The 26,272-nt window shown below is 67.4% G+C and carries 25 protein-coding genes; 8 read left to right on the top strand and 17 right to left on the bottom strand.

Features of this window, described 5'->3' with window-relative positions; translation table 11 throughout:
- Positions 1 to 31: 31 nt before the first annotated feature.
- Genes KNW02_RS00760 through KNW02_RS00750 form a run of 3 tightly spaced genes read right to left on the bottom strand, consistent with a single transcriptional unit; the run spans position 32 to position 5,243 of the window.
- The gene (locus tag KNW02_RS00760; protein WP_216031339.1) at positions 32 to 3,076 is read right to left on the bottom strand and encodes an efflux RND transporter permease subunit; all 3,045 of its coding nucleotides are present in this window, start codon (positions 3,074 to 3,076) and stop codon (positions 32 to 34) included.
- Positions 3,073 to 4,197 carry an efflux RND transporter periplasmic adaptor subunit gene (locus KNW02_RS00755; RefSeq protein ID WP_216031338.1) on the bottom strand — a complete coding sequence of 375 codons (1,125 nt, stop codon included), beginning with the start codon at positions 4,195 to 4,197 and terminating at the stop codon, positions 3,073 to 3,075. Before KNW02_RS00755 ends, KNW02_RS00760 begins: the two co-directional genes overlap by 4 nt.
- Complete coding sequence (locus KNW02_RS00750; RefSeq protein WP_216031337.1) at positions 4,194 to 5,243, bottom strand: efflux RND transporter periplasmic adaptor subunit; 1,050 nt, start codon at positions 5,241 to 5,243, stop codon at positions 4,194 to 4,196. The genes KNW02_RS00755 and KNW02_RS00750 overlap by 4 nt, the downstream gene beginning before the upstream one ends.
- Before the next feature lie 251 nt (positions 5,244 to 5,494).
- Between KNW02_RS00750 and KNW02_RS00745 the strand changes: the two genes are divergently transcribed.
- Positions 5,495 to 6,286 (top strand): alpha/beta hydrolase, encoded by a 792-nt coding sequence (locus KNW02_RS00745; RefSeq protein WP_216031336.1) that lies wholly within the window; start codon positions 5,495 to 5,497, stop codon positions 6,284 to 6,286.
- Here the strand turns inward: KNW02_RS00745 and KNW02_RS00740 are convergent.
- Both KNW02_RS00740 and KNW02_RS00735 read right to left on the bottom strand, forming a co-directional pair.
- The gene (locus tag KNW02_RS00740) at positions 6,276 to 7,100 is read right to left on the bottom strand and encodes an aldo/keto reductase (RefSeq protein ID WP_252733316.1); all 825 of its coding nucleotides are present in this window, start codon (positions 7,098 to 7,100) and stop codon (positions 6,276 to 6,278) included. The genes KNW02_RS00745 and KNW02_RS00740 overlap by 11 nt on opposite strands.
- Before the next feature lie 42 nt (positions 7,101 to 7,142).
- Positions 7,143 to 7,613, bottom strand: coding sequence for a YbaK/EbsC family protein (locus KNW02_RS00735; protein WP_216031335.1), 471 nt, complete (start codon positions 7,611 to 7,613; stop codon positions 7,143 to 7,145).
- A 134-nt stretch (positions 7,614 to 7,747) separates the two neighbouring features.
- On the opposite strand from KNW02_RS00735, the gene KNW02_RS00730 reads away from it, so the two are divergent.
- The 4 genes from KNW02_RS00730 to KNW02_RS00715 all read left to right on the top strand — a co-directional run bounded on the left by KNW02_RS00730 (position 7,748) and on the right by KNW02_RS00715 (position 10,845).
- Complete coding sequence (locus KNW02_RS00730) at positions 7,748 to 8,077, top strand: DUF8846 family protein (protein ID WP_216031334.1); 330 nt, start codon at positions 7,748 to 7,750, stop codon at positions 8,075 to 8,077.
- Between the two features lie 92 nt (positions 8,078 to 8,169).
- Complete coding sequence (locus KNW02_RS00725; protein WP_216031333.1) at positions 8,170 to 9,432, top strand: lytic murein transglycosylase; 1,263 nt, start codon at positions 8,170 to 8,172, stop codon at positions 9,430 to 9,432.
- Between the two features lie 166 nt (positions 9,433 to 9,598).
- Positions 9,599 to 9,832 carry a hypothetical protein gene (locus KNW02_RS00720; protein ID WP_216031332.1) on the top strand — a complete coding sequence of 78 codons (234 nt, stop codon included), beginning with the start codon at positions 9,599 to 9,601 and terminating at the stop codon, positions 9,830 to 9,832.
- A gap of 116 nt (positions 9,833 to 9,948) precedes the next feature.
- Positions 9,949 to 10,845 (top strand): DMT family transporter, encoded by an 897-nt coding sequence (locus KNW02_RS00715; RefSeq protein WP_252733315.1) that lies wholly within the window; start codon positions 9,949 to 9,951, stop codon positions 10,843 to 10,845.
- 51 nt (positions 10,846 to 10,896) lie between these two features.
- On the opposite strand, the gene KNW02_RS00710 is transcribed toward KNW02_RS00715, so the two are convergent.
- The 7 genes from KNW02_RS00710 to KNW02_RS00680 all read right to left on the bottom strand — a co-directional run bounded on the left by KNW02_RS00710 (position 10,897) and on the right by KNW02_RS00680 (position 18,010).
- Positions 10,897 to 11,382, bottom strand: a complete 486-nt coding sequence (locus KNW02_RS00710; protein ID WP_216031331.1) for an RNA pyrophosphohydrolase — start codon at positions 11,380 to 11,382, stop codon at positions 10,897 to 10,899.
- Entirely contained in the window at positions 11,375 to 12,805 is a 1,431-nt protein-coding gene (locus KNW02_RS00705; protein WP_216031330.1) for a S41 family peptidase, read from the bottom strand. The genes KNW02_RS00710 and KNW02_RS00705 overlap by 8 nt, the downstream gene beginning before the upstream one ends.
- A 16-nt stretch (positions 12,806 to 12,821) precedes the next feature.
- The gene (locus tag KNW02_RS00700) at positions 12,822 to 13,994 is read right to left on the bottom strand and encodes a murein hydrolase activator EnvC family protein (RefSeq protein WP_216031329.1); all 1,173 of its coding nucleotides are present in this window, start codon (positions 13,992 to 13,994) and stop codon (positions 12,822 to 12,824) included.
- Positions 13,991 to 15,508: a 2,3-bisphosphoglycerate-independent phosphoglycerate mutase gene (gpmI, locus tag KNW02_RS00695; RefSeq protein ID WP_216031328.1), complete on the bottom strand. Its 1,518-nt coding sequence runs from the start codon at positions 15,506 to 15,508 to the stop codon at positions 13,991 to 13,993. The genes KNW02_RS00700 and gpmI overlap by 4 nt, the downstream gene beginning before the upstream one ends.
- 172 nt (positions 15,509 to 15,680) lie before the next feature.
- Complete coding sequence (gene rlmH, locus KNW02_RS00690; protein ID WP_216031327.1) at positions 15,681 to 16,148, bottom strand: 23S rRNA (pseudouridine(1915)-N(3))-methyltransferase RlmH; 468 nt, start codon at positions 16,146 to 16,148, stop codon at positions 15,681 to 15,683.
- 4 nt (positions 16,149 to 16,152) lie between these two features.
- Positions 16,153 to 16,584 carry a ribosome silencing factor gene (gene rsfS, locus KNW02_RS00685; RefSeq protein WP_216031326.1) on the bottom strand — a complete coding sequence of 144 codons (432 nt, stop codon included), beginning with the start codon at positions 16,582 to 16,584 and terminating at the stop codon, positions 16,153 to 16,155.
- 70 nt (positions 16,585 to 16,654) lie between these two features.
- Positions 16,655 to 18,010, bottom strand: a complete 1,356-nt coding sequence (locus KNW02_RS00680) for a mechanosensitive ion channel family protein (protein ID WP_216031325.1) — start codon at positions 18,008 to 18,010, stop codon at positions 16,655 to 16,657.
- A gap of 263 nt (positions 18,011 to 18,273) precedes the next feature.
- Between KNW02_RS00680 and leuC the strand changes: the two genes are divergently transcribed.
- Complete coding sequence (leuC, locus tag KNW02_RS00675) at positions 18,274 to 19,710, top strand: 3-isopropylmalate dehydratase large subunit (protein ID WP_216031324.1); 1,437 nt, start codon at positions 18,274 to 18,276, stop codon at positions 19,708 to 19,710.
- A gap of 52 nt (positions 19,711 to 19,762) precedes the next feature.
- On the opposite strand, the gene KNW02_RS00670 is transcribed toward leuC, so the two are convergent.
- Positions 19,763 to 20,320 (bottom strand): hypothetical protein, encoded by a 558-nt coding sequence (locus tag KNW02_RS00670; RefSeq protein WP_216031323.1) that lies wholly within the window; start codon positions 20,318 to 20,320, stop codon positions 19,763 to 19,765.
- 85 nt (positions 20,321 to 20,405) lie between these two features.
- On the opposite strand from KNW02_RS00670, the gene leuD reads away from it, so the two are divergent.
- Positions 20,406 to 21,011, top strand: a complete 606-nt coding sequence (gene leuD / locus KNW02_RS00665; RefSeq protein WP_216031322.1) for a 3-isopropylmalate dehydratase small subunit — start codon at positions 20,406 to 20,408, stop codon at positions 21,009 to 21,011.
- Positions 21,002 to 22,069, top strand: coding sequence for an endonuclease/exonuclease/phosphatase family protein (locus tag KNW02_RS00660; protein WP_216031321.1), 1,068 nt, complete (start codon positions 21,002 to 21,004; stop codon positions 22,067 to 22,069). The genes leuD and KNW02_RS00660 overlap by 10 nt, the downstream gene beginning before the upstream one ends.
- Here KNW02_RS00660 and KNW02_RS00655 read toward each other — a convergent pair.
- The 4 genes from KNW02_RS00655 to bioB are packed head-to-tail and all read right to left on the bottom strand — an operon-like array spanning position 22,039 to position 26,162.
- Complete coding sequence (locus tag KNW02_RS00655) at positions 22,039 to 23,277, bottom strand: adenosylmethionine--8-amino-7-oxononanoate transaminase (protein ID WP_216031320.1); 1,239 nt, start codon at positions 23,275 to 23,277, stop codon at positions 22,039 to 22,041. The two genes, KNW02_RS00660 and KNW02_RS00655, sit on opposite strands and share 31 nt — an antisense overlap.
- The gene (gene bioD, locus KNW02_RS00650; protein WP_216031319.1) at positions 23,274 to 23,945 is read right to left on the bottom strand and encodes a dethiobiotin synthase; all 672 of its coding nucleotides are present in this window, start codon (positions 23,943 to 23,945) and stop codon (positions 23,274 to 23,276) included. Before bioD ends, KNW02_RS00655 begins: the two co-directional genes overlap by 4 nt.
- The gene (locus KNW02_RS00645) at positions 23,930 to 25,072 is read right to left on the bottom strand and encodes an 8-amino-7-oxononanoate synthase (protein ID WP_216031318.1); all 1,143 of its coding nucleotides are present in this window, start codon (positions 25,070 to 25,072) and stop codon (positions 23,930 to 23,932) included. Before KNW02_RS00645 ends, bioD begins: the two co-directional genes overlap by 16 nt.
- Positions 25,073 to 25,112: 40 nt before the next feature.
- Positions 25,113 to 26,162: a biotin synthase BioB gene (bioB, locus tag KNW02_RS00640; protein ID WP_216031317.1), complete on the bottom strand. Its 1,050-nt coding sequence runs from the start codon at positions 26,160 to 26,162 to the stop codon at positions 25,113 to 25,115.
- Positions 26,163 to 26,272: the final 110 nt, after the last annotated feature.

The raw sequence follows: 26,272 nt of genomic DNA, 5'->3' as shown, positions 1-26,272 counted from the left end.
CGCGTGGCGCGCCCCGGTCAAAGGCCCAGTCTCAGCCCCGATCTGGCGGGCGCACCCCGAACACCGCACAATAGAGTGCCGGTACGAAAACCAGCGTCACCAGCGTTCCGGCGATGATGCCGCCCATCATGGCGAAGGCCATCGGCCCCCAGAACACCTGCCGCGAGATCGGGATCAGCGCCAGCGACGCGGCCGCCGCCGTCAGCAGGATCGGACGGGCGCGACTGTCCGAGGCTTCGAAGACCGCATCCCATGTCGACCGGCCCTTGTGCAGCAGTTCCTGAATCTCATGCACGAGGATGACCGAGTTGCGGATCAGGATCCCGATCAGCGCGAGGATCCCGAGGATCGCCACGAACCCCATCGGCACGCCGAACGGCACCAGCACCGCCACCACCCCGATCAGCCCCAGGGGCGCGGCCGCAAAGACAATCAGCGACAGCCGGAAGCTCTGCATCTGCGCCATGACGAGGAACGCCATGATCAGCAGCATCACCGGCACGACCGCCGCGATCGGCGCCTGGCTTTCCTCCGAGCTTTCGACCGTGCCGCCGATCTCGATCCGGACCGAGGGCGGCAGCGTCGCGGCATAGGCCGCGATCTGGTCGCCGAGCGCCGCGACCAGTGTGGCCGGCTGATCCTGGCTGGCGATGGCCGCCTTGACCGTGACCGTCGGCACCCCGTCGCGCTGCATGATGAGGGGCTGTTCGGTGCCATATTCGAGACTGGTCAGCGTGATCAGCGGGATGCGGCGCCCGTCCCCGATCGGAAGCTGCAGGTTGTGGATCGTGTCCAGCGATTCGCGGTCGGCATCCGCACCGCGGGCGATCACGTCCACCAGATAGATGTCGTCGCGCAACTGCGTGACGATCCTGCCGGAAAACAGGCCCGACAGCGCATCGGCGATATCCTGGCTGGTGACGCCCAACTGGCGGATCTGGTCCTGATCGAGTTCCAGCCGCACCACCCGCGCCGGCTCGTTCCAGTCGAGGGCGATGTCGCGCAGGCGGGGTTCAGACGCAAGCACAGTGGCCAGCCCGCGGGCTGCATCGCGGGCGTCATCGGCATTGGGCGCGCTGACCCGGTACTGGATCGGCTTGCCGACCGGCGGGCCGATCTCGAGATTCTTCACGTAGATGTCAACCCCGATGAAGTCGCGCGCGGCAAGATCGATCAAGCGCGCCTTGACCCGGTCGCGCGCGCCCAGATCGGGCGTCTGGATGATGATCTGGCCCATATGCGGCCCCGGCGTCGGCACATCCATCGGCAGCACGAATCGTGGCGCCCCCCGACCGACATAGGAGGACCAGAACTCCACGTCCTCGTCCTCGGCCAGCACCGCCTCCAGCCGGTCCATATCGGCCCGGGTGCGGGCGATCGAGACATTCTGGCGCTCGGCGATATCGACCAGCACCTCGGTCCGGTCCGAGGTCGGGAAGAACTGCTGTTCAACGAAGCGCATCCCCCAGACCGACAGCAGGAAGATCGCCAGCGTGACCGCGATGGTCACCCATTTGAAACGCATCGCTAGGCGCAGAAGGACGTGGAAGCGCAGCCGCAACCAGCCCGGCCTGTGCTGGTGATGCGCCCCCTTCTCGGTCAGGAAACTCACCCCCAGAAGCGGCGCGAACAAGACCGCCACGATCCACGAGATCAGCAAGGACACGGCGATCACCACGAACAGCGAAAAGGTGAACTCGCCCGCGGCCGAACTGTTCAGGCCGATGGGAATGAAGCCGGCCATGGTGACCAGCGTGCCGGTCAGCATGGGAAAGGCGATCGAGGTCCAGGCATAGCTGGCGGCGTTTCCCAGCGACTCGCCGATCTCGAGCCGCGAGATCATCGTCTCGATGGCGATCATCGCGTCATCGACCAGCAGGCCGAGTGCGATGATCAGCGCCCCCAGCGAGATCCGCTGCAGGGTGATGCCGTAGAGGTCGAGGATCACGAAGGTGATGGCCAGCACCAGGGGAATCGTCAGCGTCACCACGAAGCCCGCGCGGACCCCGAGGCTGACGAAGCTGACGATCAGCACGATGATCACCGCCTCGGCCAGCGCCGTCACGAAATGGCCGACGGCTTCGTCGACGACGCGCGGCTGATCGGCGATCTTCGTCATCTCGATCCCGACCGGCAAATCGGCGGCGATCCCGGCCATCAGCGCGTCGAGTTCGGCACCGAATTCAAGAATGTTCTCGCCGTCGCGCATGCCGATCTGCAGCCCGATCGCCGGCTGCCCGTTCACGCGAAACAGCGTCGCCGGAGGATCGGCATAGCCGCGCCGCACGGTGGCGACATCGCCAAGATTGAAGAAACGTTCGCCCAGCCGCAGATTGACCGCGGCAATGGCCGGGGCATCGTCGAACTGCCCGCCGACACGGATCATCACCCGCTCGGGTCCGGCCTGGATCACACCCGAGGGGGAGATCGCGTTCTGCACCGCAAGCGTCGCCATGACCTGCTGCTGGTTCAGGCCCAGGGCCGCCAGCCGCGCGGACGAGAATTCCAGATAGATCTCCTCGTCCTGCGCGCCGACAAGCGCGGTCTTGCCGGCCGCCTCCAGCGCCCCGACCTGCCGGCGGATGTCATCCACACGGTCGCGCAACTCTCGCGGGGTGAAACCGTCGGCCGTGAAGGCATAGATACTGCCAAATACATCGCCGAAATCGTCATCGAACTGGAACCCCGCGAATTCCTGGGGGAAGTCGGGGCGGATATCCGACATCATCTGCCGCACCCGTTTCCAGATTTCGGGCACATCCGGTCCGCGTGTCGTCGGCAGCAATTCGACATAGACGACCGCCTGCCCCGGCATCGTCACCGAGCGGGTGAAATAAAGCTCGTCCAGTTCCTCAAGCTTGGTCTCGATGCGGGTGGTGACCTGCTTCAGCGTCTCCTCGGTGGTCGCGCCGGGCAGGGCGGCCCCGATCACCATGACCTTGATGGTGAAGTTGGGATCTTCCTCACGGCCCAGATTCATATAGCTGATGGTCCCCGCGATCATCGAGACGATCAGCAGGAACCAGACGAAGCTGCGATGGTTCAGCGCCCAGTCGGACAGGTTGAAACGCGTCATGGATCGACCCTCCGCCCGACCGCCTGCCCGTCTTGCAGGGAATTCACGCCGCGGATCACGATCTCGTCCCCGGCCTCCAGCCCTTCGAGGACGAGGACCCTGCCAAGGAAATCGGGGCCGGTTTTCACCGCCACCGCCTCGACATGGGCCGCCTCGCCCTGGCGCCGTACCCGCCACACCCAGACCCCGCCATCGCGTGTGAAGCAGGCCTCGGCCGCGACGCTCAGGGCCGGTGCGCCGACGGTGCCAAGCCTCGCGCGGACCAGCGCCCCCAGCCGGAATTGCGCCTCGGGCGGCAGGGTCAGGTACAGGCGCCGGGTGCGGGTTGCGACATCGGCCAGCGGATCGATCCGGTTCAGAACGGCCGGCACCTCCTCGTCGGGGGCGTTGCGCTGCCAGACGGTGAAGGCCGCATCGGGCGGCAGTCCGGCAAGGGTCGTCTCGGGAACGTCGATGACCGCCTCGCGCCAGTCCTCGGCCGACAGTTGCAGGATCGGCGCCCCGGCACCGACCACCGCGCCCGGAGCCTCGTAGATGGCGCTGATGACGCCATCGAAGGGCGCCGTCATGCGGGCAAATCCCTCTGCATCCTCGGCCCGGGCCAGTTGCGACCGGGCCTGCGCCACGGCGGCCTCGGCGGCGGTGGCGGCACGCTGCGCCTGTTCCATCTGTGCGTCCGACGCGACGCTGCGGCCGACCAGCGCCCGGGTCCGTTCCAGCGTTCCGTGCGCAGTACTCAACTGCACCTCGGCCGCGTCCAGGGCGGCACGGGCGGCACGGGTATTGGCGACCAGATCCTCGGTCGCCAGTTCTGCCAGGACATCGCCCTTCCGCACCCGGTCGCCCAGTTCGACCTGCCGCGTGACCATACGGCCGAGCGTCTGAAAGGCCATGCTGACCTGCGTTTTCGAGGCGACAACCCCCGGCACCCAACGCGCCGCCTGCCCCCGATCCTCGAGGATCTCGGTCACCACCGGACGCGGAGCCGGCAGATCCGCCGCCTCGCTGGAAAGCCCGAGCCAACGCGGCAGATCCTGCGCCGTGACCGGAGCCGGAAAGGCCGCCAGAGCCAGAAGAAGCCCGCCGCGCCCGGCAATAGCCACGATGCGCCGCGCCATCATGGCAGAACCTCCGCCGGCCGGACCCGGCGGCCCGGATAGAGCAGCTGCGAGCCGGCGCCGATGACGATCTGACCGGCCTCGATCCCCTCGGACAGATAGACGGTACGATCCGCGAAATGGCTGATCTGGACCGGGACCAGCGCCGCCCGATCGTCCTTGCCGACGATCCAGACGGCCGGGCCGTCGCCCAGACGCATCAGCGCCGTCCAGGGCAGAGCGATCCCCTCACCCACAGACATCATCAGATGGCCGCGAACCGCCACCCCCAGCAACCCGTCACTGCCGCCAAACTCGTCGATCCGGGCGCGGAGCGTCACCGTGCCGGTCTGCGGATCGACCAGCGGCGCGATTTCGGTGACGGTCCCGGTCATGCCCGGGCGCTCGATATCAATTGTAGCCAGTCTGACCTTCCGCCCCATCGACTCGCGCAACAGCGGATGATCGGGCGCCTGGAACACCGCCTCCAGCCCGTCCAGCCGGGCGAGTGACAGGGCAGGCTGCGCGGCCCCCACGATCTGGCCCGGCGCGATCAGGCGCGCCGTCACGACCGAAACATCCGAGGCCCGCAGAACCGTATCCTCGACCGCCCGCCGCGCCTGATCGACCGAACTGTCCGCCTGCTTGACCAGCCCGTCAGCCTCGGACGACGCCTGCGTCGCGGCATCGAGCTGGGCCTGCGTTCCGACGCCGCGCTCCAGCATGGCCTTGGCGCGGTCACTGGCCTGATGCGCCTGGGCCTGCGTCGCCCGGGCGGCGGCCCAGCCGGCTTCGGCCACCTTCAGCGCCTGATATTGCTGCTCTGGGTCCAGGCGCGCCAGTGCCTGGTCGGGCCTCACGTGATCGCCCTCCTCAACCAGAACCTCGATCACGCGGCCGCTTTGCCGAAAGCCCAGATCGACGCTGTCCACCGCCTCGATCGTTCCGGACAGTTCTATGTCCAGCCGCAACGGCTCGACCGTCGCAGTCACATATTCCACATTCAGGTCGTCGCTTTCTGCCGCCACCGCGAAGGCGGCAACGACGGCAACTCCCAGCAAACCTGCCAAAAACCGATACATCGATCACACCAACAAGAACCAACTTCCCTGTTTTGCGTCAGAAAATCGCCCTTGGGAAGTGTACTTCCCAAAGGTAACAGCCTTCAGTTGACAAAATTTCTTGTTATCGCTGAGGTTTGCGCCCGGAACCCGGCGCCTGGCGCCCGCCGGAAGACATGTGATGGGACGGGATCAGGGGCCGGCCGGCCTCTTGACCAGTGCCTGCCGGCCGGGTCTTCTTGCCGCCAGAGGAGGGCGTTATGCTGTATCATGTGACCGACTGGGATGACGCCTATGCGAATGGCCCGCATATCCCGGATGCCGACAGCTATCCGCCACGCTGGCGCGCCGCCGCGGCAGATTTCCGCGCCACCCATCCGAACGAGCCGCTTGGCCGCGGGCATCTGTTCCGCCCCCGGGGCCAGCCGGTCGGACTCGCCGTGTTCATTCATGGCGGCTACTGGATGAGGTTCGGGCCGCCGGACTGGTCGCATCTGGCGGCGGGGCCGCTGGCGGCAAGCTGGGCGGTCGCCCTGCCCGCCTATACGCTGGCCCCCGAGGCGCGCATCGCGCAGATGACCGCCGAGATCGCCCGTGCGATCGCCGATGCGGCTGGGCGCGTCGGCGGCCCCATCGCCATCACCGGCCATTCCGCGGGCGGCCATCTGGCCGCGCGGATGATCTGTGACGACGGCACCCTGCCCGCAGCCGTGGCGGCACGGGTCAGCGCCTGCGTGCCGATTTCGGCGCTGGCCGACCTGCGGCCATTGATGCGAACGGCAATGAACGACACCCTGCGGATCGACGCGGTCGAGGCGGCGACAGAAAGCCCGGCGCTTCTGGTCCCGCGCATGGGTATTCCGCTCACCGCCTGGGTCGGCGGGATGGAGCGGCCGGAATTCATCCGCCAGTCGCGCCTGCTGGCCGATCTCTGGGCCGGCCTCGGGGCGGCGACCGATTGCGTCATCGACCCCGGCCGCCACCATTTCGACGTGATCGAGGCACTGGCCCACCCCGACAGCCCGCTGACCCGGACCCTGCTCAGCCGGTGAAACTGTCGGGATCGGGGCCGGTCCGCTCGCCGCTGTCCAGCGCGTCCAGAGCGGCGATATCCGCGTCCTCAAGCCGCAGCGACAGCGCCGCGAAATTCTGCCGCAGCCGTGCGGGGTTCTGCGATTTCGGGATCACCGACAGCCCGTGCGCCAGATGCCAGGCGATGATGACCTGCGCCGGGCTTGCCTCAAGCCGCGCGGCGATGCGCTGCACCGGCGCGGCCCCGAAATCGTGGGTCCGGCCCAAAGGCGCCCAGCTTTGGGTGACGATCCCCAACCGCCGGTTCACCGCCCGCATCAAGGGCTGGGTGAAGGTCGGATGCAATTCGATCTGGTTCAATGCGGGCGCAATGCCGGTCTCATTGATCAGACGGGTCAGATGCGGCTCCTGAAAATTGGCGACACCGATGGATTTCACCCGCCCCTCGTCGCGCAGCGCGATCAGGGCCTTCCAGGTCTCGACATAAAGGTCCTGCTGCGGCGCCGGCCAATGGATCAGGTAAAGGTCCAGATAGTCCAGCCCCAGCCGGTCCATCGTCGCGTCAAAGGCGCGCCGCGCCCGGTCGCCCCCCTGCTGGTCGTTCCACAGCTTCGAGGTCACGAAGACCTCGCCGCGCGGCAGGCCAGACGCGCGCACCGCCTGCCCCATCCCGGCCTCGTTGCGATACATCGCCGCGCCGTCGATCAGCCGATAGCCGATCCGCAGCGCCTCGGCCACCGCCTGCGCGGTCTGGTCCTCGGGCATCTGCCAGACACCCAGCCCCAGCTGCGGCATCTGGCGATGATCGTTCAGGGTCAGCATCGGCTGGTTCATGGCAACCTCCTGCGGCATGGGGGCCCAAGGCCCGGTTCCGGCTCAGCCGGTGAAATCCGCGACGACCGCCCCGGTCAGGGCCAGCAGCCGGTCGGGCGCGATGGCAAAGATATGGCGCGGCGTGCCGGCCGCCGCCCAGACCCGGTCGAAATCCGACAGGCGCGGGTCGTAATAGGCCGCCACCGGCTTCAGATGCCCGACCGGCGCGACACCGCCGATGGCAAAGCCGGTCTCGACCCGGATCAGGTCGGCATCGGCCTTGCCCAATGGCTGGCCCGCCACCGCCGCCGCCTTGGCCGGATCGACGCGGTTGCCGCCGGCGGTCAGGAACAGCACGACATGGCCGCTGTCCTCGCCGCGGAAGATGATCGACTTGGCGATCTGGTCCACCTCGCAACCCGCAGCCGAAGCCGCCTCGGCCGCCGTGCGGGTCGATTCGCCCATTTCCAGCACCTCGACCGGCTCGCCCGCCGCCTCCAGCGCCGCCTTGACACGTCTCAGACTCTTGCTCATCCCGTCACCCATTGGCATCCGCGCCAAAGCTAGCGGCAATGCCGCGCGGCGAACAGCCCGGGCACGAGGCTTGCGCCCGGTGATGGAACATGATGTGCCGATTAGGCCCGAACGGGGCGAAAGGAGGCGGGCGGATGAATGTCTATACCTTGCTGATCGAGCTTGGCCGCAAATCCGGCGACGGTCTGCCCGACGGCGCGACCGGGGCGGCGCTGATCTGCTATGCCGCCGGTCGCGACGAGGCCGAGGCGGTGCGCGAAACCGTGGCGATCCTGAAACAGGCGGACATGGCGCCGCTGGATGTGACCGGCCATGGCACGCTGGACGAACGGCTGGCTGAAGGCCACGAGATCGACGATCAGGAACGTGCCCTGATGGGCCGGGCACTGGCGGAAAACGCCGTCATCATCGCCCAGATGGAGCCGTTTTTCGACCCGCCCGGCGGGGCCGGGGACGCGGACTGACGGCCCTTCGGAAGCGGGCCTATCCAAGCCGAATCGCGGCTGCTACACTTGCGCGAAACAAGAACGACAGCAGTCATGAACAGGCGATTCACATGAGCATTTCCCGCATTTTCCTGTCCACCGCCTTGGTCGGCGCGCTGGCCTCCTGCGCAGGGCCGACGAACCGCGCGCCAGGCGCCTTCGGCGGCGCCGCGCCGGTCGTGCCGGCAGCGATCCCGGCTGCATCGCCGGGCGACGAGGCCGGCCTGCAGGGCTTTGTCCAATCCTTCCGCCCGCGCGCCCTGTCCGCCGGCGTCTCGGCCACAACCTACGACCGCGCCATGCGCATCGCCCGCTATAACCCCGACGTGATCCGGCTCGACCGCAAGCAGGCCGAATTCTCGCGCCCGGTCTGGCTGTATCTGGACAGCGCCGTGTCGGATGCCCGCATCGGCACCGGACGCGAGAAATCGGCGCAGCTGTCCAGCACGCTGTCGGCCATCGAGGCCCGCTATGGCGTCCCGCGCGAGATCGTGCTGGCGGTCTGGGGGATGGAGTCGAATTTCGGCGCCAATCGCGGCAAGATGCAGATCATCCCCTCGCTGGCGACGCTGGCCTATGACGGCCGCCGCGGCGAAATGTTCCAGAACCAGCTGATCGCGGCGCTGAAGATCATCCAGGCCGGTGATGTCGCGCCCGAGCAGATGCTGGGCAGTTGGGCAGGCGCCATGGGGCACACCCAGTTCATGCCGACCTCGTATCTGGAATACGCCGTCGATTTCACCGGCGATGGTCGCCGCGACATCTGGTCCGAGAACCCGACCGACGCGCTGGCCTCGACCGCCGCCTATCTGGCCCGCAACGGCTGGCAGCGCGGTCAGGCCTGGGGGGCCGAGGTGCAGCTGCCATCCGGCTTCAGCATGGGCCAGATCGGCAAGGGCACGCGCAAATCCACTGCGACCTGGGCGGCACAGGGCGTCACCCGGATCGGTGGCGGCGGGCTGCCCTCGGGCAATGGCTCGATCATCATGCCGGCAGGCGCGCGCGGCCCCGCCTTCCTGATCCTCGACAATTTCCGGTCGCTGCTGCGCTATAACAACTCTGACAATTACGCGCTCGGCGTGTCCTTCCTGGGTGAGCGTATCGCCGGCCGGCCCGGCATTCAGGGCGCATGGCCGCGCAGCGACCGCCCCATGTCCACGGCCGAGCGCAAGGAGATCCAGCAGCGCCTGAGCGCCAAGGGCTTCTATGACGGCGAGATCGACGGGCTGTTCGGATCGGGCACGATGGAGGCCGTGGCCGCCTATCAACGCTCGATCGGGGCCACGCCCGACGGCTATCCGACCTCGATCCTGCTGGACCAGTTGCGCCGCTGACGCCCTGCTGGGGCCAGGCAGGCCACCCCGGCGCGCGATCCGCGCCGGGGTCAGGTATCTTGACCAATTCGCCAGCTTCTAGGCGGAAATCCGCCGATCTATAATGATCTCACCCCACCATTTTCAGGGGAAAGCGATTTGCACTCCGATTTGAGGAAACGAGATCATGAAGATATCCATTTCGATCGCCATGGCCGTCACCCTTCTGGCCGGCTGTACCCCGCAAAGCCTCGAGACCGCACCGGTTGCCGTGGACACGCCACAGGGGCAGGTGATGTGCCAGCTGTACCTGAAGGAAATCGTGCAATGGGACCGCGCCATCTCGCATCCCGGCAGCATGGAGCTTGAGGCCGCCAACGCAGTCTGCGTCGCCGAGGGCAAGCGCCGCCAGAAGGGCTGAAGCGGCGACGCCCCGAGATCGGCCTGACGGCTTGCTTTCGGCATCGGAAGTCGGGAATACCGCGCCACGGCATCGTGTCCCGATCCGTCAATGCGGTCATCATCATCGGAAATCTCATGCCGTCAGCTTTTGCAACCGATCACAAGGCCAACCTGTTCGGCAGCCTGTGGATGACCGCGGCGATGGGAGTATTCGCCATCGAGGATGCCCTGGTCAAGGCCGCGTCCGCGATGATGCCCGTCGGCCAGATCCTGATCATCTTCGGGCTGGGCGGTGCTTTGGTGTTCGCCTGCCTGGCGCGCCTTGGCAAGGCGCCGCTGTTCAGCCGCGAGGTCGTCTCGCGCCCGATGCTGGTCCGCATGGTGTTCGAGATCGTCGGCCGCCTGTTCTATGTGCTGGCGATCGCGCTGATTCCCCTATCGACGGCAACCGTGATCCTGCAGGCGACACCGCTGGTCGTCGTCGCGGGCGCCACGGTGATCTTCGGCGAGAAGGTCGGCTGGCGCAGACTGACGGCGATCCTTGTCGGGCTGGCCGGGGTGCTGATCATCCTGCAGCCGGGAACGGAAGGCTTTTCCATGCTGTCCGTTCTGGCCGTGATCGGCATGATCGGCTTTGCCGGGCGTGACCTCGCCAGCCGCGCCGCACCGCGCTCGCTCGCAACCTCGGTCCTTGGCCTCTATGGCTTTCTGTCGGTCGCGGTGGCGGGCGTTCTGTTCGCGATCTGGCAGGGGGCAGCCTTCGTCCCGATCACGGGCGAGGCGGCGCTGATCCTGTCGGGGGCGGTTCTGGCCGGGGTCGGCGCCTATGCCTGCCTGATGAAGGCCATGCGCACCGGAGAAGTGTCGGCCGTCACCCCGTTCAGATACACGAGGCTGCTGTTCGGCATCGGCTTCGGCATCCTGTTCTTCGGCGAACGCCTGAGCTTTTCGATGCTCATCGGCTCGGGCCTGATCGTTGCGTCCGGCCTCGTCATCCTGTGGCGGAGCAGGTCGCAGCGTGCCCCGAAATAGAAATTCCGGCCGCAGGCATTCAACGCCCCGCCCGGGCGGCCGGCGATCCCGTCAGGCCAGCCGGTCGCCAAAGGCCGCGATCACCTGTTCATAGACCGCACGCTTGAAGGGCACGATGCTGGCGATCAGTTCCGCCGCCGGCATCCAGCACCAGCGGTCGAATTCCGGGTGATCGGTATCGATGCGGACATCCTCGTCCTGCCCGAGGAACCGCATCAGCACCCATTTCTGACGCTGGCCGCCAAATCGGCCTTTCCAGATCTTGCCGACCAGTTCCGGCGGCAGATCGTAATAGACCCAGTCGGGCGCCTCGGCGACGATCTCGACCTTGTCCACGCCGATCCCGGTTTCCTCGACCAGTTCGCGCAACGCGGCCTCGCGCGGGGTTTCACCCTCGTCGATCCCGCCCTGCGGCATCTGCCAGGCGCCGGGCCGGTCAAGCCGCTGCCCGGCAAAGACCAGCCCTTCGGCATTCGCCAGCACCACCCCGGCGCAGGGACGATAGGGCAGACCGCCCGGTCCGGTCCGCTCAGCCATTCCCGCTGGAGGCTCCGGCATCTCCGTCACCCGCGCCCTCGCCCGTCATCGCCGGCTTGGCGCTGGCCGGGACCTGCCCGGCCTGGAAATCGACCGCGGCAAGGCCCTTCAGGATATCGACCGCATAGGCCAGTTGATAATCCTCCTCGCGCAGCTTGGCCGTCGCCTCGACCTCGGCGGCCTCTGCCTCGATCTGCTTCTTCTCGTCGTCATTGACCGAATCATTGTTAAGCGCGCCACGCAGATCCGCCTCGGAGCGGCCGAAATTCGACTGGCTGCGCGGCTCGTCCTCGCCCCCCTCTTCGGCGGTCGGGCGGCGGGGCTGCGCGACAAGGATATCGGGCTGGATGCCCAGCGACTGGATCGAGCGACCCGAGGGCGTGTAATAGCGCGCCGTGGTCAGTCGGATGGCGCTGTCCGAGGTGACCGGCATCACCGTCTGCACGCTGCCCTTGCCAAAGCTTTTTTCGCCGACGACGATCGCGCGGCGATGATCCTGCAAGGCGCCGGTGACGATCTCCGAGGCGCTGGCCGAACCGCCATTGATCAGCACGACCATCGGCTTGCCCTCTGCCAGATCGCCGTCTTCGGCGTTCCAGCGCTCGCTCTCCTCGGCCTTGCGGCCGCGCGTGCTGACGATCTCGCCGGCATCGAGGAAGGCGTCCGAGACGCTGATCGCCTGGTTCAGAAGACCGCCCGGATTGTTGCGCAGGTCCAGCACGAAGCCGGTGACCTTGTCGATGCCGCCGACCTCGGCCACCGCCTCGTCAAGTTCGGCCTTCAGCGTGTCATAGGTCTCGTCGTTGAAGGTCGAGACGCGCAGCACGATCGCATGGCCCTCGATCCGGGTCTTGACCACGGTCAGCTTGATCGTATCGCGGGTCATGGTCAGGTCGAAAGGCTCGCTCTCGCCCTCGCGCAGGATGGTGATGGTGATCTCGCTGCCGACGGGGCCGCGCATCATGTCCACCGCCTCGTCCAGCGTCAGGCCCAGCAGCGATTCGCCGTTCACATGGCTGATGAAATCGCCGGCCTCGACGCCGGCCTGCGCCGCCGGGGTGTCGTCGATGGGTGAGACCACCTTGACCAGCCCGTCCTCCTGGCTGACCTCGATGCCCAACCCGCCGAAACTGCCGCGGGTCTGGGTCTGCATGTCCTCATAATCGCTGGCCGACAGAAAGCTGGAATGCGGGTCGAGCGAGGTCAGCATGCCGTTGATCGCGGCCTCGATCAGGGTCTTGTCGTCGGGCGCCTCGACATAATCGGCGCGCACCCGCTCGAAGACATTGCCGAACAGTTCCAGCTGTTCGTAGATCGAGGCGTTCTTGCCGGCCTCCTGCGCGACCAGCGGGCCGGCGATCTGGGTGGTGACCAGAGCCCCGGCCAGCACGCCCCCCAGCCCGGCGATCAGATAATGTTTCATGGCGGCCCTTCCTGCCTCAATTTCCTTGCGGCTCGACAACCGGATTCAGCACGAACCAGCCCGCCGGGTCCAGCGTTTCCTTACCCTTGCGCAATTCCAGATACAGGGTTTCGGTCCGCCCTGCATCCAGCCCGCGCGCCGCGTCGGCGACGAACTGCGCACCGAATTCCTGCGCCGGCGCCTCCGAGCCGCCCATCAGCCCGACCGGATCGCCCGCCTGCAACACGTCGCCAAGTTCACCAAAGACCTGCGACATGCCTGCAAATACCAGAAGATAATCCTGTGCGGGCTCGACAATCATCACATTGCCGTAATCCAGCAGCGGGCCGCGATAACGGATCGTGGCCGGCCAGGGCGTGGTGACCAGTGCGGCCGGGGCGGTGGCAATCACCCAGCCGGGGCGGCGCACACCGGCCGCGTCGGGCTCGTCATAGGGGCGCCGCACACTGCCGATCACCGGCAGGGGCAGGCTGCCCTGGGCACCTTCGAAATCCTCCATCGGCGGGCCGATATCGGTTTCCATCCGGCCGATGCCGCTGGCGAAATCGTCAAGGCTCTGGGCTGCGTCGCGCAGCTTCTGCAGTTCCTCGGGCGCCTCGGCGAAACGGACGGGCATGGTCGAACGGTCGGTGACGGCGCTGGCCAGAAGCCGCCGCGCCTCCTGCATCGAGGCCAGCCCCGCGCCCAGCATCTCGGCCGCGGCCGACTGCAGCGCACGCACCGTGGCGATCTCGTCGAGATCGGCCTGCAACCGCTCGGCCTCGGCGCGCAGGCCGGGCGTCACATCCGACAGGATCATCCCCGAGCGCGCATTGGCCAGCGCGCCGGCCGGGTGCAGCAGCAGCGTCGTCTCGGGCGATTGCTGCAAGGCGGTCATCGCGCCCAGAACCCCGGCCAGCCGGGCACGCTCGGCCTCGAACCGGTCATGCAACTCGGCCTCGCGGGCGCTGGCCTGCCTGAGCCCATCGCGCAAAGCCGCAAGCCCCTGCTCATAGCCGCGGATCACCTCGGTCAGCGCGGTGACCTGATCGTCGGCGCTGACGGCATCGGCCAACTGGTCCACCGCCGCCCGCAACTGCGCCGCCGCCGCCTCGGCCTCGACCACGGCCTGACCGGCGGGCGTCGCTGCCTTGACCGGCGCGGCCAGTCCCGCGCAAAGCAGCAATGCGGACAGAAAGCGGCGGTTCATGCGGGCACGATCAGGCTTTCGCCGGTCATCTCGGCGGGCTTGTCCAGCCCCATCATCTGCAGCACGGTCGGCGCGATATCGGCCAGCCGGCCGTTGCGCAGCGACGCGCCCCCGGGGCCGTTATAGACGATCACCGGCACCGGATTGGTGGTATGGGCGGTATGCGGCCCGCCGGTTTCGGGATCAACCATGGTTTCGCAATTGCCATGATCGGCAATCACCACCGCCGCCCCGCCGGCGCGATCCAGCGCCTCCAGCATGCGGCCCAGGCCCTGATCCACGGCCTCACAGGCCCGCTTGGCGGCGGGCAGGCTGCCGGTATGCCCGACCATGTCCGGATTGGCATAGTTCACCACGATCAGGTCGTACCCCTTGCCGATCGCCTCGACCAGCTTGTCGCTGACCTCGGCGGCGGCCATTTCCGGCGCCAGATCATAGGTCGCGACCTTGGGGCTTTGCGGCATGAACCGGTCCTCGCCCGCCTCGGGCACCTCTCTGCCGCCGTTGAGGAAGAAGGTGACATGCGGATATTTCTCGGTCTCGGCCAGCCGGAACTGCCTGAGCCCCTTGGCGGCGACCCAGGCCCCCAGCGTGTTGACCACCTGCTGCTTGGGATAGGCGCTGGTCATGAAGTCGTTGTGGCGGTCGCTGTAATCGACCATGCCCAGCAGCGCCGCCCATTCGGGACGCCCGCCGGCATCGAAATCGGCGAAATCCGGATCGGCCAGCGCCGACAGGATCTCGCGCGCCCGGTCGGCGCGGAAATTCAGGCAGAAGACCCCGTCGCCATCCATCGCGCCGTTATAGCCGTCGATGACGAAGGGCTGGATGAACTCGTCAGTCTCACCCCGCGCATAGGCCGTTGCCACCGCCGCCCCGGCGCTGGCCGCCAACTCGCCCTGCCCGGCGACGATGGCGCGCCAGGCCCGTTCGACCCGATCCCACCGCTTGTCGCGGTCCATGGCGAAATAACGCCCGATGACGGTGCCGATCCGGCAGCCCGCGGGCAGGCCGGCCTGCAACTCGGCCACGAAGCCCGCGGCCGATTGCGGCGGCACGTCGCGGCCATCGGTGATCGCATGGATCACTACCGGCACGCCCGCCTCGGCCACCGCCTTCGCCGCCGCCAGCACATGCCGGATATGCCCGTGGACGCCACCATCCGAGACCACGCCGATCAGATGCGCATTGCCGCCGCTGTCCTTCAGGCGGGCGATGAACGCGCCCAGTTCGTCATTAAGGAAAAAGCTTCCATCCTCGATGGCCAGATCGATCTGCCCCAGATCCATCGCCACCACCCGGCCGGCGCCGATATTGGTATGGCCGACCTCGGAATTGCCCATCTGCCCCGAGGGCAGGCCCACATCCGGCCCGAAGGTGACCAGCGTCGCGTTCGGGCAATCCCGCATCAGCCGGTCGAAATTCGGCGTCTCGGCCTGATCGGGCGCGCTCTGCTCGGGGCGGTCGGAAATACCCCAGCCGTCAAGGATGCACAGGATCACGGGTTTGGTCATGTCGGCCTCGTCATATTTTGCGCCTTGTTACGCCCCCGCAGGCAGGCCGACAACCGCGGCCCGGCGATCTTCCCGGCATCACCGCGAAATAACCGCCGCCGCATCGTCCGCATGGACCTCCTCGACGCGGAGATGCGCAGCGACGGGCAACTGCCCCTGCCGGGCCTGTGCATCACGCCCGGTGATAGGGAGAGCCGGCAAGGATCGTCGCCGCGCGATAAAGCTGCTCGGCCAGCATCACCCGGACCAGCAGATGCGGCCAGACCATGCGCCCGAAGCTGATCTGCCATTCGGCCCGGTCGCGCAGCCCCGCCTCCAGCCCGTCGGCGCCGCCGATCACAAGGCAGAGATCGCGGGCGGCATCGCGGAACCCGGCCAGACGCGCCGCGAATTCAGGAGAGGTCGGCTGCGCCCCCCGCTCATCCAGCACGACCAGCGCCGCACCGGCGGGAATCGCCCGCGCCAGCAGTTCCGCCTCGGCTGCCATGCCACCGCCACGCCGGTCCTCGACCTCGTGGACGGTCACGGCGGGAAAGCCAAGGCTGCGACCGGTTCTGGCGAACCGGTCAAGGTAATCCGCGACCAGCGCCGCCTCGGGGCCCTTCTTCAGCCGCCCCACGGCGACGATATCGATCCGCATTCCGTCAGTTGGCAGGGCCTGCCGAGGCCTCGCGCACACGGCTCAGCGCGTCGGCGGGCATCCACATCTTTTCCAGCTGATAGAATTCGCGCACCTCGGGGCGGAAGATATGCACGATGACATCGTCGGTGTCGATCAACACCCAGTCGCCGGCATCCTTGCCCTCGATTCTCGGGGTGCTGCCCGTCGCCGCCTTGACCTTTTCGGCCAGATGCTCGGCGATGGCGCCGACCTGACGCGCGCTGCGGCCCGATGCGATCACCATGTGATCGGCCATGGCCGACCGACCGCGCAGATCGATCGTAACGACGTCCTCGGCCTTGTCGTCTTCCAGCGAGGACAGGATACGGGCAAGATGCTGGCCATCGTCCAGCCCTTCGCCCGAAGCGGTCGCAGCCGGCCTTCCGGCCGGCAAAGCGTCTTGAGACAGGGTCATATCCTCCAGTCTGCGCGCCGATCGCCCCCGGCGCAGGGGTGCCTATAAGATAGCATTTTTTCGGCCCATCTCAATCTTTGCCGGCCACACGATCCTGCAAGGGCGAAGTTTCGCCGCGATGCAGCACGGAATCGTCGTTCAAGAGCCGCACCTCGCGCTGCGGGAAGGGGATCGAGACGCCATGTTCCTGGAACGCATCCCACAGCGCCAGGAACACCTGTCCGCGCACATTCGTCAGCCCGCCCGAGGCGTCCCCGATCCAGAAACGCAGCACATAATCGACGGAACTGTCGCCGAAGCCGGTCACCCAGCAGACCGGCTTGCGATGCGCCAGAACCCGCTTGACGCCAAGGGCGGCATTGATGGCGATCTTGCTGACCTCGTGCGGATCGTCGGCATAAGAGGCGCCGAATCTCAGGTCCAGCCGCACGAAATCGTTGGTATGCGACCAGTTCACCACCTGCCCGGTCACCAGATCCTCGTTCGGGATCAGGTATTCCTTGCCGTCGCGGGTCACCACGCTGACATAGCGCGCGCCCAGTTCCTCGATCCAGCCGAAGGTGTCGCCGAGGCTGATCACGTCGCCGGGCTTGACCGACTTGTCCAGCAGGATGATCACGCCCGAGACGAGGTTGGACACGACCTTTTGAAGTCCGAAGCCAAGGCCGACGCCGACCGCGCCCGAAAACACCGCCAGCCCGGTCAGATCGAAGCCCACCGCCTTCAGCCCGACGATCACCGCCAGACTGAACAGCACGATCTGCAGAAGCTTCGCCGTCAGCACCCGCATGGTGGGCGAGATGTCCTCGTTCTGCGACAGCCGCCCGGTGATCAGCCGCGACAGCACCCGTGCGCCGCCGATCATCAGCCCGGTGATCGCCAGCGCCTTGATGACGGTCAGCAGCGACAGGCGGAAATCGCCGATGCTCAGCGCGAGGCTTTCGAGGAAGGCCGCCGCCGGCTCGGTCAGCCCCAGCAGGTGCAGGGTCACCCAGATCCATGCCGCCCAGCTGACGATCCGACGCAGAAACCGGTTGAGGATGACCCGCGCCAGAAAGAATATCCCGACCCATGCCGTGGCGATGGTCGCCGTCAGCTCGATCACCTGGCTGCGGAAGGAATAGGTCACCTCGCGCATGACCAGCACCACCGCCCAGCTGAGCAGCGTGAAGATGATCAGGGTCAGCCGCCGGTCGATCAGCAGGCCCAGCCGCAGCCGCCATTTCGGCCAGTTCTCGCGCGTTCGCAGCCAGTCGGTCAGCCGTGGCGACAGGAAACGCGCGATCAGCCATGACAACAGCACCAGCCCGGCGATGGCCGGCAGCTGATAGATGCGCGAGGGGATCAGAAGGGTGTCGATGAACAGCTGGACACGATACCACAGCCCCTGTGCGGCATTGATCACCTCCGGGTCCAGTTGTTCCATCCGCACTCCTCCCCGACTGCAATCAAAGCCTGCAACCGTCCGTCTCGCAAGGCCCCGGCGATATTGCCTTGGCGCCGAAAGAATCGTAAAAGACGGACCCATGCCCGGGTTCATCTATTTCGACATCCATGATCGCGCGCGGCTGCCCTCGCGTTTCTTCGGCGAGGCGCTCTGCGTGACGGCGCGCGGCTGAGCGGGCGGCGGTTGATCGACCGCGCCCCCGGCCCCAAATTCACAGCATCACAGCCGAAAGCCAGCAAGCCATGACCCAACCCGATGCCGCCTCCGCGCCGCGGACCCTCTACGACAAGATCTGGGACGCCCATGTCGTCGACCGTCAGGACGATGGCACCTGCCTTCTCTATATCGACCGGCATCTGGTCCACGAGGTGACCAGCCCGCAGGCCTTCGAGGGGCTGCGCATGACCGGGCGCAAGGTCCGTGCCCCGGAACGCACCATCGCCGTGCCCGACCATAACGTGCCGACCACCTGGGACCGCGAAAAGGGCATCGACAACGAGGAAAGCCGCATCCAGGTCGATGCCCTGGACCGCAATGCCCGCGAATTCGGGGTGCATTACTATCCGGTCAACGACATCCGGCAGGGGATCGTGCATATCGTCGGCCCCGAACAGGGCTGGACCCTGCCCGGCATGACCGTGGTATGCGGCGACAGCCACACGGCCACGCATGGCGCCTTCGGTGCGCTGGCCCATGGCATCGGCACCTCGGAGGTCGAGCATGTGCTGGCCACCCAGACGCTGATCCAGAAGAAATCGAAAAACATGAAGGTCGAGATCACCGGCCGCCTCGCCCCCGGCGTCACCGCCAAGGACGTGGTTCTGGCGATCATCGCCGAGACGGGAACGGCGGGCGGCACCGGCCATGTCATCGAATATGGTGGCGAGGCCATTCGCAACCTGTCGATGGAAGGTCGCATGACCATCTGCAACATGGCGATCGAAGGCGGTGCCCGCGCCGGCCTGATCGCCCCGGACGAGACCACCTTCGCCTATGTCATGGGCCGCCCCCACGCCCCCAAGGGCGCACAATGGGAGGCCGCGCTGAACTGGTGGCGGACGCTGAAGACCGACGAGGGCGCGCATTTCGACAAGGTCGTGACCCTGCGCGGCGAGGATATCGCCCCCACCGTCACCTGGGGCACCAGCCCCGAGGACGCGCTGCCGATCACCGCCTCGGTGCCGGCGCCCGAAAGCTTCTCGGGCGGCAAGGTCGAGGCGGCACGGCGCAGCCTCGACTATATGGGCCTGACCTCGGGAACGCCGCTGACCGAGATCGCCATCGACGCGGTCTTCATCGGCTCCTGCACCAATGGCCGGATCGAGGATCTGCGCGCCGCGGCCGAGGTCCTGCGTGGCCGCAAGCTGGCCCCCGGCGTGCGCGGCATGGTCGTGCCCGGCTCGGGCCTCGTGCGCGCCCAGGCCGAGGAAGAGGGGCTGGACCAGATCTTCAAGGATGCCGGCTTCGAATGGCGGCTGGCCGGCTGCTCGATGTGCCTTGGCATGAACCCCGACCAGCTGGCCCCCGAGGAACGCTGTGCCGCGACCTCGAACCGCAATTTCGAGGGCCGGCAGGGCTACAAGGGCCGGACGCATCTGATGTCGCCGGCCATGGCGGCGGCGGCCGGGGTGACGGGCCGGCTGACCGATATCCGCGCATTCATGGCCGCGACGGTCTGAGGCGGCGATGCCCGCCTTTCGACCCGAGGGGACCGGCAGATGCGGGGCGGCGTCAGCCGTGCCGCAGCAGCGCGATGGCGTTCAGCGCGATCAGCAGCAGGCCCGCATTCTCGAACAGGTAATTGGCCGGGATGCCAAGGACCTGCTGCCCGATCAGCCCGTCCACGAGGTGAAAGCCCACCGCGCGGACGGCGACAAAGGCGCAGAGGACCACCAGCCCCAGAAAGGCAACGCCGTTCTGGCGCAATTGGCCGCGCATCGCCCGCAGCCCGGCGCGAAAGGCCAGAAGCATCACGATCAGCAAGCCAGCGATGAAGAGGATCTGCACGGGGCGGCGGACATCGTACCAGCCCTGCGCCTGTGCCATGCAGCGCCCCAGGGCCGTCAGCGCGCTTTGCAGGTCAAGCTGCTTGTTGATCCCCAGAAGCAGCATCAAGACCGCGATCAGGACCCAGAAGCCCCGGCCCGGCCGCGCCTTCAGCCTGCGCCAGACCTGTACCGCCAGCACGAAACACAGAAGATAGGCCATCACGGTCAGCCAGCCCGTGGCATTCGGATCGCCGATCCGCGGTTGCCACGCCCCCGCCACGCAGCCCATCAAACCCTGCATACCAACACCAGTATCACCCTGCCGCCGCATGCAGCCTAACAGCAGGCCGGCGCGGCCGACCAGACCCAATCACCCGAGGACCGACATGGACAAGTTCACCACCATCACCGGCATCGCGGCCCCCATGCCGCTGGTCAATATCGACACCGACATGATCATCCCTAAGCAGTTCCTGAAGACGATCAAGCGTTCGGGGCTGGGCGTGAACCTGTTCGACGAGTTGCGCTATGACCGCGACGGCAACGAGACGCCCGATTTCGTGCTGAACCAGCCGGCCTACCGCCAGACCCGGATCCTCGTCGCGGGCGACAATTTCGGCTGCGGCTCCTCGCGCGAACATGCGCCCTGGGCCCTGCTGGATTTCGGCATCCGTTGCGTCATCTCGACCAGCTTTGCCGACATCTTCTTCAACAACTGTTTCAAGAACGGCATCCTGCCGATCGTGCTGCCGCAAGAGGCGGTGGACGTGCTGATGGAGGACGCGCGCAAAGGCGCCAATGCCCGCATGACGGTCGATCTGGAAAACCAGACAGTCAGCAGTTCCGACGGGCAGGAGTTTCATTTCGACATCGACCCGTTCCGCAAGCATTGCCTGCTGAACGGCCTCGACGATATCGGGCTGACGATGGAAAAGGCGCCGGCGATCGACAGCTATGAGGACCGGATGGCGCAGGCCCGCCCTTGGGTCTGAGACCCGCGGCGCTTGCCCTGCTGCTGTCGGCCGCCGCCGGTTCGGGTGCGGCGGCCGATCCCATCCGCATCGCCACCTGGGATCCCGGCCTTTCGCGCAAGGGGCCGGGGCTGCTGCTGCGCGATATCCGCAAGGGTGACCCGCAGGTGCTGGCCGCGGCGCGGGTGATCGCGGCGGCCGCGCCCGATGTGATCCTGCTGACCGGGATCGACTGGGATCACGACGGCCGCGCACTGGAGGCCTTTTCCGAGACGCTGGCGCAGGCCGGCCACGCGATGCCGCATCGCTTTGCCGCCCGGCCGAACAGCGGCATGGCCGCCGGGCTGGATCTGGATGGCGACGGCAGGCGGGGCGAGGCGGATGACGCGCAGGGCTGGGGCCAGTTCACCGGCCAGAACGGCATGGCGGTTCTGTCGCGCCTGCCGCTGGGGCCGGTGATCGACTACAGCGACCGGCTGTGGCGCGATCTGCCCGGCAACCTGATGCCCGACACCGCGCCCGAGATCGCGGCGATCCAGCGTCTGTCCTCGACCGCGCATTGGGACGTGACGGCGCAGACCCCGTCCGGTCCCGTGCGCCTGCTGGCCTGGTCGGCCACGCCGCCGGTCTTCGACGGGGACGAGGACCGCAACGGCCGCCGCAACCATGACGAGGCGGCCTTCTGGCTGCGCCACCTGCCCGAGGCGCCCTTCGTCCTTATCGGCACGCTCAACCTCGACCCGGTTGACGGCGAGTGCCGCGCCGAGGCGCTGACCGCGCTGCTGGACCACGCGCAGGATCCGCAACCGCGCGGCGCCTGGCAGCCGCCGCAGACCGGCGCCAATGCCCGTCACCGTGGCGATCCGGCGCTGGATACCGGCGATTTCGACGATGAGGCGCCCGGCAATCTGCGTGTCGATTACATCCTGCCGGCCCTCGCCCTGTCCGTCACCGGCAGCGGCGTTCTGTGGCCCGCCCCGGGCGATCCCCTGGCCGAGGCCGTCGCACAGGCCTCGGACCATCGCCTCGTCTGGGTCGATCTGGACCTTCAGCCCGCGAAGGAGGCGATGGCCGAATAGGCCAGATCGAGATCCTCGCCGGTCGCGCAATAGGGCGGCAGCACATAGACGGTATTGCCAAGCGGCCGCAGCAGCACGCCATTCGCCATGAAATGCGCCCGCATCCGCGGCCCCGTCTCGGCCAGATAGCCGCCGTCGCGCACCTTCAGGTCCATCGCCGCAATGGTGCCGCATTGCCGCAGATTCTCGAACCGGTCATCGCCGCGGAGCCGGGCCAACCGTTCGGCCTGCATCGCGCCAAGCGCGTCCAGCCGCGCCTGCATGGGCTCGGCCTGCCACAGCCGCACCTGAGCCAGTCCGGCCGCACAGGCGATCGGGTTCGCGGTATAGCTGGAGGAATGGTAAAAGGTCCGCCGCCGGTCGATCGAGGAATGCGCCTGGAAAATCCTCTCGCTGGCCAGTGTCGCAGCCAAGGGCACCACGCCGCCGGTCAAGCCCTTGCTGGTGCACAGGATGTCCGGCGCGATCCCGGCGTGATCGCAGGCCCATAGCCGCCCGGTCCGGCCCCAGCCGGTCATCACCTCATCGGCGATCAGCAGCACGTCATGCCGGTCGCAAATGGCGCGCAATCCGGCCAGCACCTCCGGCCGGTACATCCGCATCCCGCCCGCGCCCTGCACCAGCGGCTCGAGGATCAGCGCCGCCATGTGTCCGCTCGCGGCCAGTTCCTCGAATGCAGCCAGGGTCGCGGCCCCGTCCCCCGCCGGGAAGGGCAGCCGATCAACCGCGAACATCAGCGGGTCATAGGCCGCGTTGAAGACGCCGCGTTCACCCACGCTCATGGTGCCGATGGTGTCGCCGTGATAGCCATCCTCGATCACCGCGATCCGGTGCCGCCCATCGCCCGCGTGCCGCCAGTATCCCAGTGCCATCTTCAGCGCCACCTCGACCGCGGTCGAGCCGCTGTCGCTGAAGAACACCCGGCTCAGCCCCTTCGGGGCCATGCCGATCAGCGCCTCGGCCAGGTCCTCGGCCGGCTGGTGGGTCAACCCGGCAAAGATCACCTGATCCAGCCGTGCCGTGGCCTCGGTGATCGCGGCCACGATCTCGGGCTGGCGATGGCCATGGGTGACCACCCACCAGCTTGCGATCCCGTCCAAGAGCCGCCGGCCATCGGCGGTCTCGATGAAGGCGCCCTCGGTCCGCACGGCCATTGGCGGTTGTGGCTCGGTCGCGTGCTGAAAGAACGGGTGCCAGACCGCGCTCATCCGAAATCCTCCGGGTCGAAATTCGCCTGCATCGCGGTCGAAAGGGTCTCGCGATCCAGCCGCACCAGCCGCGGCAACCGCCCAAGCACCTTCACCACGCCGATCTGGCCGATGGTCGCCATGTTATCGGGATTGTCCTCGCCCACGAAGGCGACGCCATGCACCGGCACCCGCCGCGCCCGCAGGCTTTCCAGCGCGGTCAGGCTGTGGCTGATGGTGCCCAGCCCGGTCGTCGCAACTAGGATGACCGGTATCTGCCATTCGGCGAACAGGTCGGCAAACAGGGTCCGGCGCGTCAACGGCACCAACACGCCCCCCGCCCCCTCGATCACAAGCCGGTCGGCCGGCGGAGGCATCAGGGCGCCGGGATCGATCTCGACCCCTTCGAGTTCCGCCGCCCGATGCGGCGACAGCGGCTCGCGCAGCAGCCAGGTTTCGGGATGCACGCGCGCCCCTGACATGTGCCGGACCTCAGCCGCATCACTGCCCGGCTGCGGCGCAGACCCTGCGACCCATCCGGATTCGGCGCGGATCGGCCCCAAGGAATTCCCGGCCAGCCCGGATTGCACCGGCTTCCAGTAATCCGCGCCGATCAGCCCGCACAGCCCGGCGGCAAAGACCGTCTTGCCGATATCGGTCCCGGTTCCCGTGATCACGAAACGGGCCACAATTCCTCCAGGGTCTCGGCCAGCCGGATCACATCCGCCCGCGTCGCGTTCAGCGTCAGCGAAATCCGCAGCCGCGAGGTGCCCTCGGGCACGGTCGGGGGGCGTATGCCCCGGACATCGAAGCCCCGCTCCTGTATCCGCCGCGCCAGTTCCATGGTTTCCACATCCGGCCCGACGATCAGCGGCACGATCTGGCTGCCGCTGAATTGCAGGTGCGGCAGCCGCCGGCGCAATTCCTCGCCGAAGGCTTGCACATGCCCCTGCAGATCCTCGCGTCGCCATGCCTCCTCGCGCAGGATATCCAGCGCCTCGCTGCCGACGGCCGCCATCAGCGGCGAGGGCGCGGTCGCAAAGATGAACGGACGGCAGCGATTGACCATGAAATCGACCAGGCAGCCGGCACCGCACAGCAGGGCCCCCGATCCCCCCATCGCCTTGCCGAGCGTATGCAGCGTCAGCACATTCCCGCGCCCTTCAAGCGCATGCGCAAGGCCGCGCCCATCCGGCCCGTAGATGCCGGTCGCATGAGCCTCGTCCACCAGCAGGAAGCCATGCTCATCGGCCAGCGCGGCAAGATCATCCAGCGGCGCGATATCGCCATCCATGCTGTAAAGGCTTTCGACCGCGATCCACACGGCGCCGCGATTTCCGGCCTGCCGCCACGCGGCGATCACATCCGCTGCGTGCTGCACATCGCCATGCCGGAAGCTCTGCACGGCGGCGCGCCCCGCCCGCGCACCTTCATGGGTGCTGGCATGCGACAGCTCGTCCATCAGCAGCAGGTCGCCCCGCTGCGGCAAGGTCGTGAGGGCCGCGAAATTCGCCACATAGCCGCCGCCGAACCCCAGTGCTGCCTCTGCCCCGAAATGCCGCGCCGCCTTCTCTTCGAACGCCTCCTGCGCGGCGGTGTTTCCGCGCAGAAGCCGCGATCCCGCCGCCCCGACCGGCACGCCGTCATCCAGCGCCCGCCGCACGGCATCGACCAACCGTGGCGACTGGGCCAGACCCAGATAGTCGTTCGACGCGAAATCCACCCCCTGCCGTCCGGCCAGCCCACGCCGGCGGCCCTGCCGGGTCAGCCCCTCCAGGTTCTCGCGATAGGGCTTCAGCCGGTCGGCGCTGCTCATCTTCGGTCAGACACCCTCAGAAGTCCGGAGTTCGGGCGGCCTAGCGCAGGATCGGAATTGCCGGTTCGGCATCACGCGGCCTGGCCGGCATGGCGGGCGCGGGCATGTGCTCGTGCACCTCCATCGGCTGCAGGCCCAGCTTCGCGAACAGCCGCAGATCCTGATCTTCCCCCGGATTGTCCTTGGTCAGAAGCGTATCGCCCACGAAGATCGAGTTCGCCCCGGCAAAGAAGCACAGCGCCTGCATCTCGTCCGACATCTCGGTCCGGCCCGCCGACAGCCGGACATGGCTTTCCGGCATCATGATCCGTGCCGTGGCGATGACGCGCACAAAGTCGATCGGATCGACCGGCGTGGCGTCTGCCAGTGGCGTCCCCTCGACCGGGATCAGCATGTTGAGCGGCACACTCTCGGGCGGCTCGGGCAGGTTCGCCAGCGTCACCAGCATCTCGACCCGGTCCTGCGCCCCCTCGCCCAGCCCCAGAATCCCGCCCGAACAGACCTTGATTCCGCTGTCGCGCACATGCGCCAGCGTATCCAGCCGGTCGGCAAAGCTCCGCGTCGTGATCACGTTGGAATAATGCGCCTCGGAGGTGTCGATATTGTGGTTGTAATAGTCCAGCCCCGCCGCCTTCAGGCGCCGCGCCTGATCGCCGTTCAGCATGCCCAGCGTCATGCAGGTCTCCATCCCCAGGGCCTTGACGCCCTCGACCATGGCGACGATCTGCGCCATGTCCCGCTCTTTCGGGCTGCGCCATGCGGCACCCATGCAATAGCGCGTGGCGCCCGCGTCACGGGCACGCCTGGCCTCGGCGATCACGCGCTGGACCTCCATCAGCTTCGACGCGGAAAGCCCGGAATCATAGCGCGCGGACTGGCTGCAATAGGTGCAGTCCTCGGGGCAGCCGCCGGTCTTGATCGACAGAAGCCGGCTCATCTGCACGCGGTTCGGATCGAAATGCCGGCGATGGACGGTCTGGGCCTGGAACAGCAGTTCCATGAAGGGCAGGTCATGGACCGCGCGGGCGTCCTCGACCGTCCAGACATCGCGGCTTGCTGCTGCATCGGCACGCTGGCTGGTGTTGGGCATCACGCTGCTCCTCGAATGGCTGCGGAGTTCCCTAGCACCTCACCGGGGCTCTGTCTAATGCCTATCCGGGCAACCTGTCGCGCGCGAAACCCGTCGGCGTCGCGAGCGCG

This window comes from Paracoccus marinaquae (genome assembly GCF_018860165.1).
GTDB classification, from domain to species: domain Bacteria; phylum Pseudomonadota; class Alphaproteobacteria; order Rhodobacterales; family Rhodobacteraceae; genus Paracoccus; species Paracoccus marinaquae.
The sequence above is the reverse complement of the archived record's forward strand: the minus strand, read 5'-3'. Positions and strand labels throughout refer to the sequence as shown.